The organism is Afipia sp. Root123D2 (genome assembly GCF_001425835.1).
Classification (GTDB): Bacteria; Pseudomonadota; Alphaproteobacteria; order Rhizobiales; family Xanthobacteraceae; genus Afipia.
In genome coordinates this window covers 735,112-748,116 of sequence record NZ_LMDP01000002.1, presented here as the reverse complement: position 1 = coordinate 748,116, position 13,005 = coordinate 735,112, and the positions used below count along the sequence as shown (strand labels likewise).

At 58.9% G+C, this 13,005-nt stretch carries 11 protein-coding genes and 1 pseudogene; 10 read left to right on the top strand and 2 right to left on the bottom strand.

The features are described from left to right. Window positions 1-24 precede the first annotated feature (24 nt). On the bottom strand, window positions 25-747 hold the full coding sequence (locus tag ASC80_RS12650) for a TetR/AcrR family transcriptional regulator (RefSeq protein WP_056297478.1): 723 nt from the start codon (window positions 745-747) through the stop codon (window positions 25-27). 281 nt (window positions 748-1,028) lie between these two features. On the opposite strand from ASC80_RS12650, the gene ASC80_RS12645 reads away from it, so the two are divergent. Genes ASC80_RS12645 through ASC80_RS12615 form a run of 7 tightly spaced genes read left to right on the top strand, consistent with a single transcriptional unit; the run spans window position 1,029 to window position 9,245 of the window. Beyond that, entirely contained in the window at window positions 1,029-2,285 is a 1,257-nt protein-coding gene (locus ASC80_RS12645) for a Zn-dependent hydrolase (RefSeq protein ID WP_056297475.1), read from the top strand. Beyond that, window positions 2,282-3,754, top strand: coding sequence for an amidase (locus tag ASC80_RS12640; protein WP_056297472.1), 1,473 nt, complete (start codon window positions 2,282-2,284; stop codon window positions 3,752-3,754). Before ASC80_RS12645 ends, ASC80_RS12640 begins: the two co-directional genes overlap by 4 nt. After that, a complete protein-coding gene (locus tag ASC80_RS12635) occupies window positions 3,744-4,955 on the top strand; it encodes an amino acid ABC transporter substrate-binding protein (protein WP_210168413.1) in 1,212 nt (403 codons plus the stop codon). The genes ASC80_RS12640 and ASC80_RS12635 overlap by 11 nt, the downstream gene beginning before the upstream one ends. A gap of 47 nt (window positions 4,956-5,002) precedes the next feature. After that, window positions 5,003-5,839, top strand: coding sequence for a polysaccharide deacetylase family protein (locus ASC80_RS12630; RefSeq protein ID WP_056297466.1), 837 nt, complete (start codon window positions 5,003-5,005; stop codon window positions 5,837-5,839). Window positions 5,840-5,845: 6 nt separating this feature from the next. Beyond that, entirely contained in the window at window positions 5,846-6,724 is an 879-nt protein-coding gene (locus tag ASC80_RS12625) for a branched-chain amino acid ABC transporter permease (protein WP_056297464.1), read from the top strand. After that, window positions 6,721-8,508 carry a branched-chain amino acid ABC transporter ATP-binding protein/permease gene (locus tag ASC80_RS12620; RefSeq protein ID WP_082512562.1) on the top strand — a complete coding sequence of 596 codons (1,788 nt, stop codon included), beginning with the start codon at window positions 6,721-6,723 and terminating at the stop codon, window positions 8,506-8,508. Before ASC80_RS12625 ends, ASC80_RS12620 begins: the two co-directional genes overlap by 4 nt. Then, a complete protein-coding gene (locus ASC80_RS12615; RefSeq protein WP_244487265.1) occupies window positions 8,505-9,245 on the top strand; it encodes an ABC transporter ATP-binding protein in 741 nt (246 codons plus the stop codon). The genes ASC80_RS12620 and ASC80_RS12615 overlap by 4 nt, the downstream gene beginning before the upstream one ends. A gap of 59 nt (window positions 9,246-9,304) precedes the next feature. Here the strand turns inward: ASC80_RS12615 and ASC80_RS12610 are convergent, their stop codons facing one another. Then, window positions 9,305-9,781 (bottom strand): Lrp/AsnC family transcriptional regulator, encoded by a 477-nt coding sequence (locus ASC80_RS12610; RefSeq protein WP_056297458.1) that lies wholly within the window; start codon window positions 9,779-9,781, stop codon window positions 9,305-9,307. Window positions 9,782-9,944: 163 nt separating this feature from the next. On the opposite strand from ASC80_RS12610, the gene alr reads away from it, so the two are divergent. From alr to ASC80_RS12595, 3 genes and pseudogenes are all read left to right on the top strand, one after another. Beyond that, window positions 9,945-11,096: an alanine racemase gene (alr, locus tag ASC80_RS12605; protein WP_056297455.1), complete on the top strand. Its 1,152-nt coding sequence runs from the start codon at window positions 9,945-9,947 to the stop codon at window positions 11,094-11,096. After that, window positions 11,093-12,352, top strand: coding sequence for a D-amino acid dehydrogenase (locus tag ASC80_RS12600; RefSeq protein WP_056297452.1), 1,260 nt, complete (start codon window positions 11,093-11,095; stop codon window positions 12,350-12,352). Before alr ends, ASC80_RS12600 begins: the two co-directional genes overlap by 4 nt. Before the next feature lie 79 nt (window positions 12,353-12,431). Next, window positions 12,432-12,824: pseudogene (locus tag ASC80_RS12595) on the top strand (DDE-type integrase/transposase/recombinase); the annotation flags it as partial. Window positions 12,825-13,005 lie beyond the last annotated feature (181 nt).

The following is a 13,005-nucleotide window of genomic DNA, read 5'->3' as shown; positions in this document are numbered from 1 at the left end:
CCCGGATAGCAGGGCGAGAGAACTTTATCTCGCCCGCGCTGTCGCCGGCAGCTTGCGGCTGCTTTTCTCTCGCTTCCCGGAGGGGGGGCCCCGGAACCCCGCTGCAACAAAGTTGACGAGCTGGCTCAGTCCCTCGTCACTTTCTGTCAGGTCATAGGAGCCGCCGCTGAGTGCTTTGGCGCGTTTGGGCCCCGACATCGTGTAAGTCATCACGCCAAGCAGGTAGTGCATCCTGAAGAACAGGTCTTTTCTCGGGAGGTTGGGCAGGCATTCGCCAATGGCCTCGACGAAGCGCCGCGTCGATTCGTCGAACAATTCGGAAAGCATTCGATCGATCAACTTGTTATTCTCGAAAACAAGACGGGCGCGCAACTCACCAAACAAGATCTGCTTGGCACCGGGCTCTCCGAAAACAGGCCCCACGAATGCTCGGATGATATCTTCCAGCACATAAGGTCTTGGGAGGCGGTGGAGCGCGCTGTCTCTTTTCTCAACCAATGGACCGGCTCCCCGTCGAAGCACTTCGAGCAGGAGGTGCTCCTTGGATCCGAGATGGTAGTGAATCGAGGCGACGTTCACCTTCGCACGCGTAGTGATTTGCCGCAAGCTGACGCCGTTGTAGCCATGCCGCGCGAACAACTCCTGAGCAACGTCAAGAATGCGTTGTCGGGTTTCCTCTCCATTGATCCGTCGAAGATCGACGTGAGGAGTTTGGAGCGCCTCGGCCTGTGATCGCTTTTTAGTCATCCGCGAGCCCGATGATCCGTGTTGCGGTATTCGCCATTTATTCTTTCTTCTTTCACGGGGCCGGTGCCTCAGTCGAGAGCTATTGCGCCGCAAAAATAGTTTCTATCGACTGAGCCTCATAGTCGCTCTGTCCCTTGCGCGGATCAACAAACAAAAAAAACGCTTGATTAAATTGTTTGACGACCCCACTCTCCGAGGGTGCCGTAGTCCGCAGGACTTGGTCAGAGGATCCGAGATGCGCGTATTGCATCTGCCAAGACGCTCGATAAGAGGCTAAGCGGATGTCGAATGTAACGGTGGATGGCGATCGGCTCTGGCAGTCGTTGATGACGACGGCCGAGATCGGCGGTACGCCGAAGGGTGGGATCAATCGCCAGACCCTGACCGACGAAGATCGGAAAGTTCGCGACTGGTTCGCTGCTGCATGCACCGATGCCGGGTGCGCGGTGTCAGTTGACTCTCTCGGTAATATGTTCGCGCGCCGCCCTGGCCGCGACAACTCGTTGCCGCCGATCTGCATCGGCTCGCATCTCGATACCCAACCGACTGGTGGTAAGTTCGATGGCGTGTTGGGCGTTCTGGCGGGCCTCGAGGTACTTCGAAGTCTGAATGATGCAGGCTACGAAACGACGGCGCCCATAGAAGTTGTGAACTGGACCAACGAAGAGGGCGCGCGATTTTCGCCGGCGATGCTGGCTTCGGGTGTCTTCGCGGGCGTTTTTAGCGCGGAATATGCACAGTCTCGCGTGGATCAGGATGGCGTCAAGTTTGGTGATGCGCTTGACCGTATTGGATATCGCGGGAACGCGCCTGTCGGCGATCATCCCATGTCCGCGATGTTCGAGCTTCATATCGAGCAGGGGCCGGTCCTTGAATTGGAAGACACGGCGATTGGCGTAGTCTCCGGCGTTCAGGGTGTGCGATGGTATGAGTTGACGATCGCAGGTCGCGACTCCCATTCGGGCTCGACGCCGATGACGACACGGCAGGACGCGCTTGTGGCTGCGTCCAAAGTGATCCAGCTTGTTCGTTCGATTGGGCTAGCGCACGAGCCTCATGCGCGATCGACTGTCGGGCGAGTGGAGGTGCGGCCAAACTCACCCAATGTTGTTCCCGGGGAAGTGTTTCTCACCGTTGATCTGCGTCATCCGGACGGCGCCGTCCTAAAGGCCATGGGAAAAGAGTTGGAGCACAGATTGCGCCGCGAGGTCGAGGCGGATGGTCTCGCGCTTAATCTTAAGTGCATCTGGAACTCGCCCCCGGTGGAGTTTGACAAGGAACTTCGCCGCCATATCCGCAGGGCGGCGGATCGCCTCAACCTGAGCTCGCTCGATATCGTTTCGGGGGCGGGGCATGATGCCGCGTACGTCGCGCGCGTTGCGCCGACGGCAATGGTGTTTGTTCCCTGCCGCGATGGCATCAGTCACAACGAGGAAGAGTATACGACCCAGGACCAGTGCACGGCGGGAGCCGCCGTTCTGCTCGAGTCCGTGCTGTCATTTGACCGGTCGCTTCAGCGTCAACTGGAGTCGGTATGACGCTTTCGCGCGACGAGACGTTGGGGATTGTTGCGCTTCGGCGGGCTTTTCGCGAGCGTCGGCTGTCGCCGGTCGAGATGGTCGGGGATGCGCTCGATCGGGCAGAGAAGAGTCAGGCCTCGATCAATGCCTTTACAGCGATATGTCGTGACAGGGCTCTCGAAGAGGCAAAGTCATGTGAAGCAGCGTTCGCGCGTGGCGAGGTCATGGGCGAGCTTGCCGGCATACCGGTCACGGTGAAGGACATCATTGCAACCAAAGGGGTTCGGACGACGATGGGGTCGCTGGATCTTGCCAATAATGTGCCCGGCGCCGACGCCGTCAGCGTCGACCGGATTCGCAAATCCGGCGCGATCGTTATTGGCAAGACGACGACTCCGGAGTTCGCTTGCAAGCAGACGACGAATGGATCGCTATCGGGGGTTACGCGTAATCCGTGGAATCTCGACCTGTCGCCCGGAGGCTCGAGCGGCGGTTCTTCCGCTTCGATCGCGGCTGGGATTGGGAGCCTATCATTGGTCACGGATGGCGGAGGGTCGGCGCGTCTTCCTGCGGCCTGCACTGGCGTGGTTGGATTCAAGCCGACCTTCGGCCTTGTTCCCTTTGACAGCGCTCGTGATGCGTTCTCGGGTCTCGGTCATATCGGGTTGATGGCGAGACATATCGAGGACATCGCCAGCGCCCTGCCAGTGATGTCCGGCCCGCATCCCGGTGATGCCGCGTCGCTCTCGCGTGTTCTGTCTGAACGTCGTCTTCCAAATCAATCCCGAAAGCCGCTTGATGGTCTTCGAATCGGCTGGCGCGAGCGCCTGAACGGCGAGGCTATCAGCAAAGCCGTGCTTCCCGTAATCCAGGCCGCCCTTGATGACCTTGAGGAACTGGGCGGCAACGTCGAGCCGATCTCGGATTCGGTCGAGCCGCCGTTGCCGGTCTGGCAGACATTGCAGCATGCGATCTGGGCAGAACGGCATGCGCACAGGCTGTCACCGGCATCGAAGATCGATCCCGTCATCGTCGACGGCATTCGGCATGCCGAGATGCTTTCCGCCCGGGCTCTTCAGGGCGCGCTGCACGGAAGAACCCGTCTATTCAGGCAAGTGCAGTCGTGGTTCGACAGGTTCGATGCGGTGGTCACTCCGGCGCTGGCGCGTACGCCGTTGTCGGCCGAGCATCCCGGATCTGGCAATATCGATATCGACGGCAATGACGCGGGCGATATTCGTGCAGCCTGGGCGCCGATGCTTGGCATGTTCACCATGACCGGACATCCGGCGGTGAGCCTGAATTGCGGTTGGACCGAGGAGGGTCTTCCAGTTGGCCTGCAATTCGTCGGGCGCTGGTATGAGGACACGTTCCTATTGGATGTCGCTCGCGAATTTCAGAACAGCAACGCAAATGCGGCTTGGCGGATGCCTGATTATCTGCCCGGCCTCTATAAATCATCAAGGGAGAAGAGTCATGCGAATTAATCGTCGTGATGTTGTGAAAGCTGCTGCAGCCGGCTCTGCGTTCGGCATTCTGGGCGCGCGCGGAGCTCTTGCGCAAACACAAAACGTCATCGCTTTCGGCGGCTCGATTCCCATGAGTGGGAAAGAGGCTGACGCCGGCCTGAACGTGCTCCAGGGCTACAAGGTCGCGATCAAATACATCAACGAGCAGATGGGCGGGGTAGAGATCGGCGGCAAGAAGTATACGCTTGATCTTCAGATGTTCGATGATGCGAGTGATCCGCAACGTGCGACGACCCTGATCCAGAAGCAGGTCGACGCCGGGGTAAGCTTCTTTCTCGGCTCGTTCTCAAGCGCGATCGTGCTCCCAACAGCTGCGATCACTGAGCGTGCCAAGAGGCCGATGGTTCAGGCAGGTGGTGGGTCCGACCAGATATTCACCAGAAAGTTCCGTTACGTATTCGGCATGTTTCCACGCGCCTCGAGGCAACTTGCGTCGCTGAGCGAAATGCTCAAGTCGGAAAAGGACAAGATCAAGAAGTGTTCGCTGATTACCACCAACGATCCGTACTCCAAGACTCAGGCCGATGGCGCTGTGGTCTTTCTCAAGGAGGCCGGCTTCGAAGTGATGGACGTTTATCGTCTTCCCCCGAAAGCAACTGACGTTTCCGGCGTGGTCAACGAGTTGCGGGCAAGAACGCCTGATGTGCTGATCTGCAACACCCACGAACACGAATCGTCCCTGATCGTGCAGCAGCTTGTTTCCACGGGAACAAAGATCAAGCTCATATTCACGGCATTGGGGCCGCAGTTCGCGCCGTTCCGTGCCAACCTCGGAAAGTATGCGGATGGCCTGACATTTCTTCAGTACTGGGAGCCGCGCTTCGAGTACTCTGATCCGATTTTCAAATCCAGCAAGGATTACTACAAGTACTACACGTCGGTGACGGACCGTAAGGAGTCCTATCAGACGGTCGCGGCGTCGGCCTGCATCGTGTCTTACGTCAAGGCCATGCAGGATGTGGGAGGGCTAGATCCGGAGAAGGTTCGCGATGCTCTGGCAGCGCTGGATTATGAATCTCTCTATGGCAGGATCAAGTTTACGTCGGACGGCGATGGCGATCCGGTGTTGATGGGGCCCGGTATCGGCCAGATTCAAGGCGGAAATCTTCAGGTCGTTTTCCCCGAGCGCGTTGCTTCGGCGAAGCTGATCATCTCCTGACACCCTTACCTTTCCCGTTGATGGGTTCTTCTGACTGAGGTTTGACTATGATTGTGAAGTGGCCAAACGGCGCCAAGATCGCCGTGCTGTGGACTTTTGATTTCGACGCGGAGTCGGTCTGGCTGGCACGCGATCCAGAGAATGCAGGACGGTTAGGCGTGCTTTCCCAGGGGCTGTATGACGTCAAACGGGCCGTTCCTCAGATCCTTCAGCTTCTGAAGAAAACGAAGATGCCGGCGACGTTCTTTATCCCGGGATGGGTCGTCGATCATCACACCGACCGTTGCAAAGAGATTCTCCAGGCGGGGCACGAGATCGGCCATCATGGCTATACGCATGAATGGGCGGATCCCAAATTCCCGGAGATGGAATGTGCGGATTTCGACCGCGGCAGCGAGGCTTTCGACAGGCATCTGAACTACAAGCCGAAAGGCTATCGGCCCCCGGCGGGAGAAATCACCAGCAATACGATCAAGATGCTGGCTGATCGCGGCTTCCTCTACAATTCGAACATGCTCGATGATGTTTATCCTTATCGCCATGTCCTGCCGGATGGCCGGCAGGGGCCGGTCGAGTTGCCGACGCACTGGTCGCTCGGCGACGCGAACTATGGAATGACGTCGATCCGTCATCCGCGAACAATTCAAACCAACGAGCACATTTTCACTATCTGGAAGGATGAGTTCGACGAACTGTATAAGTGGGGCGGACTGTACAATCTGGTTCTGCATCCGCAGGTCATCGGGCGGCCATCCCGGATGGCGTTGCTTGAGAGGTTCATCGCCTACACCTGCACGTTTGAGGGCGTGTGGCACACGACATGCGCGGAAGCGGCGGAAGCTTTTGCCGCGCAGGAATCGCCGGCCAAGACCGCGCGGACCTGACCTGTCATGGATCGCTTGGCCCAAGCCGTCGTGGACGGAATTCTCCAGGGATCGGTCCTGTCGTTGGCGGCAGTCGGATTTTCGCTGGTGTTCGGCGTCCTGGGGATCGTGAACCTCAGTCACGGTCTCCTGGTGATTGTCGGTGCATACCTCGCTCTTGTTGCGCGGCAGGCTTTTGGTCTCGATCCATTGATTGCCATGCCGTTCGTGGCGGCGATCGGGTTCGGGCTGGGCTACATCTATCAGCGATATGTCGTATCGCCGGCAATTAATCGGTCGACCATCGTCTCCTCGCTTCTGGTCACCTATGCGATGGCGTTGATCGCCCAGAATCTGATCGCGCTGCTGTTCTCTCCAGATGTGATGAGTATTCGACCGAATTACGCCAACCTGCATACGCAGATCGCCGGCATCACCCTGAACCTGCTGCAGGTCATCGCTTGTGTTGCGGGCCTGTTGCTGATCACTGCACTGTCGATCCTGCTGTACCGCCTGCCGATTGGCCGGACGATCCGGGCGACGGCAGAGGAGGTTCTTGCAGCACGTGTGTGTGGCGTGGATGTCGAGCAGGTTTACGCTCTGACATTTGGTATCGCATCTGCATTCGCCGCAGCGGCCGGCGTTCTGATCGGCATGCTCTTTCCATTCTCGCCTTCGAGCCATGAGCACTGGACGATCTATGGTTTCGTGGTCGTGGTTCTGGGAGGCGTTGGCAGCGCGTCCGGTGCTCTCGTCGGCGGGCTGTTGCTAGGATTGATCAGCACATTGACGACGCAGTTCATTGGGCCTGCTTATCCGAACGTATTTGTTTTCCTCACGCTTGTTTTCATGCTGCTGGTTCGTCCGAACGGGCTGCTCGGGAACGCTTTTGGTGGTTCGCGATGATCCGGCTGTTGAGACAAAACTGGATAGCTGCCCTTGGTACGCTTGCTATTATCCTGCTGCTGGCCGCGATGCCTGCTGTGGCAACGCCGTTTCTGCTACGGGTCGGCCAGACCATCCTGTTTGGAGCCGCGCTGGCAATTGCGTGGAATATTCTCGGTGGATTCGCAGGCTATTGGAGCTTCGGAAACGCTGCGTTTCTTGGGCTTGGTGCATTTGCTGCAGGCATCTTCCAGGAGCACGGGGGGATTGCCGACCCGCAGCTTCGCTTCCTAATGAGCATATTTGCCGGCGGTCTGGCGTCGGCGTTGCTCGGCGCTCTTATCGGCTATCCAATCCTGCGTTTGCGGGGAACTTATTTTGCAATCGCGATGCTCGGTGTCGCGCTGGTTCTGTCGGAATTGTCGAGCAGCGTTGATCTGTTTGAAGGCGCGCTCGGCATTACAATCGATACGGTCACCGATATCGCACCGGACGTGTACTTCTTTTATGCATTTCTCGTGCTCGCGGTCGTAGCTCTTGGCGTTGCGGCGGTGGTGAGATATTCACGACTTGGCTACGGCCTCATCGCGATCCGCGAGGACGAGGACACGGCGAGAATGCTCGGCATTCCCACTGAACGCTACAAGATGCTCGCCTTCGTCCTTTCAGCCATCCTGACCGGGTTGGCCGGTGCGGTTTACGCCTTCAGCCTTGGTTACATCACGACGAGTTCGGTTTTCCGGACAGATTTGTCACTCAATATGATCGTCTATTCGCTGTTGGGTGGAATGGGCACGCTGCTCGGCCCGGTTCTGGGCGCGGCCTTGATGGCGTTCCTGACCCAGGTGGTTCTGGGCGATTTTCTCCAGATACACATGATGCTGACTGGAGCGATCATCGTTCTGTTCGTTTTCGTTTTACCGAAAGGAATCATGGGAGCGCTACCGGTTGGTCCGCGCTATGCAGGAGAGGATGTCGAGGCGGGAAATCTGGCGTTAGTTAGTTCGGAGATATCGCCGGTAGAACGCGGGGAAAGTTCTGCCGGCTTCCTTTCTGTTCGCAGCCTTAGCAAGCATTTCCGCGGGCTGAAGGCGATCGACGGGGTCGATATCGGAATCTCCAAGGGGAGCATTTCGACAATCATTGGACCGAACGGTGCGGGCAAGTCGACCATCTTTAATATGGTGACCGGCTATCTTCAGCCGACCGCCGGCGAGATTTGGTACAAGGGCAGCCGCATTGATGGCATGGCAACCCATCGGCTGAGCGAGCGTGGCATCGCGCGGGTTTTCCAGATTGCCAAGCCGTTTCATGGCTTAAGCGTCTACGAGAATGTTCTGGTGGGCGCCTTGTTTGGTCGATCTGGTGCATACAACCCCACAGAGGTTGCGGTTGCGGCGCTCAAGCTGGCGGGGCTGATGCCGCTGGCCGGCGAACTGGCATCCTCGCTTCCGGTGGGACACCTGCGACGACTGGAAATTGCGCGCGCGATGGCTACGCGCCCCCAGATTCTTCTCGCCGATGAACCTTGTGCGGGACTGAACCCGACCGAGACCCGGGAGATGATGGACATCCTCAGCAAGATCCGAAATCAGGGAACGACTGTGGTGCTTGTCGAGCACGATATGGAAACGGTGATGAGGATATCGGACCAGGTTTTCGTCATATCAGCCGGAAAATTGATTGCGGAAGGAGAGCCTCGTCAGGTCGCATCGAATCCTGCGGTCGTTGAGGCCTATCTCGGAAAGCCTCTTGAGACGTCTGGAGCGATGGATGATTTGGATCAGAAAGGAACTTTGTCGTGACGGAAACAGGATCGACCGTCGGCGAAGCTCCATTGCTGGAAGTAGACAAGCTCTGTTTCGGCTATCAGGGCGCGATCGCCGTTAACAATCTCTCCTTGAGGGTGGCGCGCTGCGAAGCCATCGCGCTTCTCGGGGCCAACGGCGCGGGCAAATCGACGACTGGAAAGCTGCTGGCGGGAATTCTTCAACCGCAGCAGGGGGCAATTCGCTTCGCCGGTGAAGATGTGACAGCTTTTGCGTCGAGCCGTATGGTCGATCGTGGCGTCACTTTGGTACCCGAAGGACGTCATGTGTTCCCAAGACTGAGCGTACTCGAGAATTTGCAGATGGGCGCCTATGCCGCGCGCGGCAAAGCGCGGTACGCTGAGAATCTTGCGCGCGTGTTCGAGTTGTTTCCACGTGTGGCTGAACGACAGAGGCAGCTTGCCGGTTCGATGAGCGGCGGAGAGCAGCAGATGGTTGCCATCGCGCGAGGGCTTATGAGCGATCCGCAGCTTCTTATTCTCGATGAGCCTTCTCTCGGGTTGATGCCGAAGATGGTCGATCATTTGTTCGAATTGATCGGCAAGGTCCTCGAGACTGGGGTCAGTCTGATTTTGGTGGAGCAAAATGCTTATCGAGCGCTCGAAGTCGTCCAGCGCGCTTATGTTCTCGAAAAGGGGCAGGTGACGATCGAGGGAGCCGGACGCGAACTCCTTTCCAACGAAACCGTCCGCAAGTCATTTCTCGGGCTTTAACATCTGCGGGAAGGAATTAGCGCTTGGTGTGCCGGGTATAAATCCTCCGCGCCCTGAGGTTAGCTGCTGAGTACGGCCGGCGATACGCTACGGCGGACCACGGCGCGCATCGCGAAGCTGGAATGCAGGCGCGAGACGCCCGGCATGCGCGACAGATGTTGCTTATGGATGCGCTCATAGTCGGCCATGTCGCGGGCCTGCACCTGGACGAGATAATCGTCGCTGCCCGACATCAGATGGCATGACACCACGTCGGGGCACTTCTTGATTTCCTTCTCGAACTGGGCGAGTGCGTCCTCGTTTTGGCGGTCGAGGGTGATGTGAACCCATATGGTCATCATGAAGCCCAGACCCGTGGCGTCGATTTCCGCGGAGTAACCGCGGATCACGCCCGATTGTTCGAGCTGCTGCAGCCGCCGCGCGCAGGCGGTCGGAGACAGGCCGACGCGTTCGGACAGCAGGACGTGGCTGATCCGGGCGTCCTTGACCAATTCGCGCATGATTTTCCGATCCAGTTCGTCGGGCTCGATGGTCATGTGGCTTCCAGTCTAAAAAATATGCTCGATTGGGTCGTTCGGCGGGCAGAATACGCATTTATCCTGCGTAAGATATCTCTTCTTAGACGAATTCGCCGGTTTCCGTTTCGGAAGCGCTGATACCTTGCCCAAAAATGTCAGGCGAGCTGCGACGAGGCGCGGAGTGACGAACAACGGTCAGTTCAGGGGGGCGACGCTGACGGTCGATCTGCGGGCCGTGCGCGCGAATTACCGTCTTCTCCGTTCGAGGCTTGGCGCTGCCGCGCTGTGTGCGGGGGTGGTCAAGGCCGATGCCTACGGGCTGGGGGCGTCCTATGTCGCGCTGGCGCTGTTCGCCGAAGGATGCCGGCATTTCTTCGTTGCGCATCTCGACGAAGGATTGGCGCTGCGGCCCTATCTTCCGCGCTCCGCCGATATTTTCATTCTGAACGGATTGCCGCGCGGTGCTGAGCAAGAGTGCGTGATGGCGGGCCTCGTGCCGGTGCTCAACTCGCTTGAGCAGGCCGAGGCGTGGTTCGATTGCGCGCAGAGACTGGCGCGGACATTGCCCACCGTGGTCCAGGTCGATTCCGGGATGAACCGGCTTGGTCTGATGCCGGACGATACTGCGACTTGCGCGAAAAACTATTCGCGCGCCGGTGTGTTCGATCTGCGCTTTGTGATGAGCCATCTTGCGTGTGCCGACACACCGGCACATGAGGCCAATGCGATGCAGCTTGCCGCATTCAGGCAGCTTGCCGCGCTCTTTCCCGATGTGCCGCGATCGCTGGCGAATTCTTCGGGCATTTTCCTCGGCCGCGATTATCACTTCAATCTCGCGCGGCCCGGCGCGGCACTGTATGGCGTCAATCCAGGTCCTGCCGCCGTCAATCCGATGCGGCCTGTCGTGCGGCTTACCGCAAGGGTGATTCAGCTTCGCGAAGTATCGCCGGGCGATCGCGTCGGCTACGGCTTGGATTACAGCGCGCCGACAGCGTCGCGGCTCGCCACGCTCTCCATCGGATATGCCGATGGTCTTCACCGCCTGTGGGGCACGCATGGCGCGGTGTTCTTCGAGAGCAAGCGCCTGCCTGTCGCCGGGCGCGTTTCGATGGACAGCATCGTGGTCGATGCGAGCAGTGTCGCGCCCGGATGTATTGGCCCGGATTCGGAAGTCGAAGTGATAGGCGAGCACCAGCCGGTCGATGACCTTGCCTGTGCCGCCGGGACCATCGGCTACGAAGTGCTGACCGCGCTCGGCCATCGCTATCGGCGTATTTATCTGGGGGCCGACGAGAGCGTGCCGTCGGTTGTGCTTGAGGACACGTTGTCATGAGAATTATGGTGATGGGGGCCGGCGTGATCGGGGTCACGACGGCCTATTATCTCGCCAAGGCGGGCCATGAGGTGACGATTCTGGACCGTCAGCCCGGGTCGGGGCTTGAAACCAGCTTCAGCAACGCCGGCGAGATTTCGCCCGGCTATGCATCGCCGTGGGCCGGGCCGGGCGTTCCGCTCAAGGCCGTGCGCTGGATGATGGATAAATACGGCCCGCTGGTTGTTCGCCCGCAATGGGATCCGGCGATGTGGCGCTGGATGCTTCAGATGCTGCGCAACTGCACCTCCGCGCGCTATGCCCTCAACAAGTCCCGCATGGTCGGCATTGCCGAATACAGCCGCGATTGCCTGCGCGCACTGCGGCAGGAAGAAGGACTTGCTTATGACGAGCGCAGCCAGGGCACGCTGCAGCTGTTCCGCAAGCAGTCGCAGCTCGATGCGATCGGCGGCGATATCGAGATCCTGCGGCAGTACGGCGTGCCGTACGAGGTGTTGGATCGCAACGGCTGCGTCCGTGCCGAGCCGGGCCTTGCGCGTGCGAGGGAGCCCTTCGTTGGCGGCCTGCGTCTGCCTGACGACGAAACCGGCGATTGCTACATGTTCACCGAGCGGCTGGAGAAGATCGCAGCCGGTCTCGGCGTCAAGACGATCTATGGCGCTACCATCACGTCGATCGACGTGACCGGTGGGCGCGTCGCTCAGGTTTCGACCAACAAGGGTGTTTTCGTTGCCGATAAGTACGTGGTGGCGCTCGGCAGCTTCTCGCCGCTGCTGCTGCGGCCGCTCGGCATTGATATTCCGGTCTATCCGGTCAAGGGCTACTCGCTCACGGTGCCGATCGTGGACGAGAGCGGCGCGCCGCAATCGACCGTGATGGATGAAACCTACAAGGTCGCGATCACCCGGCTCGGCGAACGCATCCGCGTCGGCGGCACCGCCGAGGTTGGCGGCTATCACATCACGCTGCGGCCAGATCGCCGTGCGCCACTCGATCGCTCGCTTGGCGATCTGTTCCCTCATGGCGGCGATGCATCGCGCGCGAAATTGTGGAGCGGATTGCGCCCGATGACACCTGACGGTCCGCCGGTGATCGGTCCAACGCACCTCGACAATCTGGTGCTCAACACCGGTCACGGCACGCTGGGCTGGACCATGGCCTGCGGCGCGGGACGAGTGGTTGCCGATCTAATCGGAGGCATCAAGCCGGAAATTGCAGTCGATGGACTTTCGATCGAGCGCTACGCGCACAGCTAGACGCCCGCTTCATAAAGGGAAAGATCGCAAGGCGCGCGCCGCGATCCTTCACTTGGCGGAGCGGTATGCTCATTGCGATCAGGCCGCCCTTAAACACCGGATCAAGAACATCTGCGAGACGCGCGTGCGCTACGGCTACCGGCACGTTCACGTCTTGTTGGTTCGTGATGGCTGGGGGATCAATGCCAAGTGGGTCTACCGTCTCTATCGCGAGTTAAGCCTGCAATTGCGCAACAAAACACCGAAGCGTCGGGTCAAGGCCAAGCTGCGCGAAGGCCGAACCGAAGCGCGACAGGTCAACGAGACCTGGGCGATGGATTTCGTTCATGACCAGCTCGCAACAGGTCGTAAGATTCGCGTGCTGACGATCATCGACACCTTCTCACGGTTCTCGCTAGCGATCGATGCGCGGTTCGGCTATCGAGGCGAGGATGTCGTGCAAACGTTGGAGCAAGTCTGCAAGGGCGTTGGCTGAGTGACGACACCAATCTTTTTGATGCCGAAGAAAATGCTCAAATAGAGCGTCGCCGACAGCCTTTTCTTTTCCTTCACAAGCAAGCGCAAGGATTTGTGTGCCATCCTTCCAATCGATGGGAGAACGAGTGCGATTTATTTTTCGGAATTGAGAAGCTAAAGCGCGTCAGTACTAAATT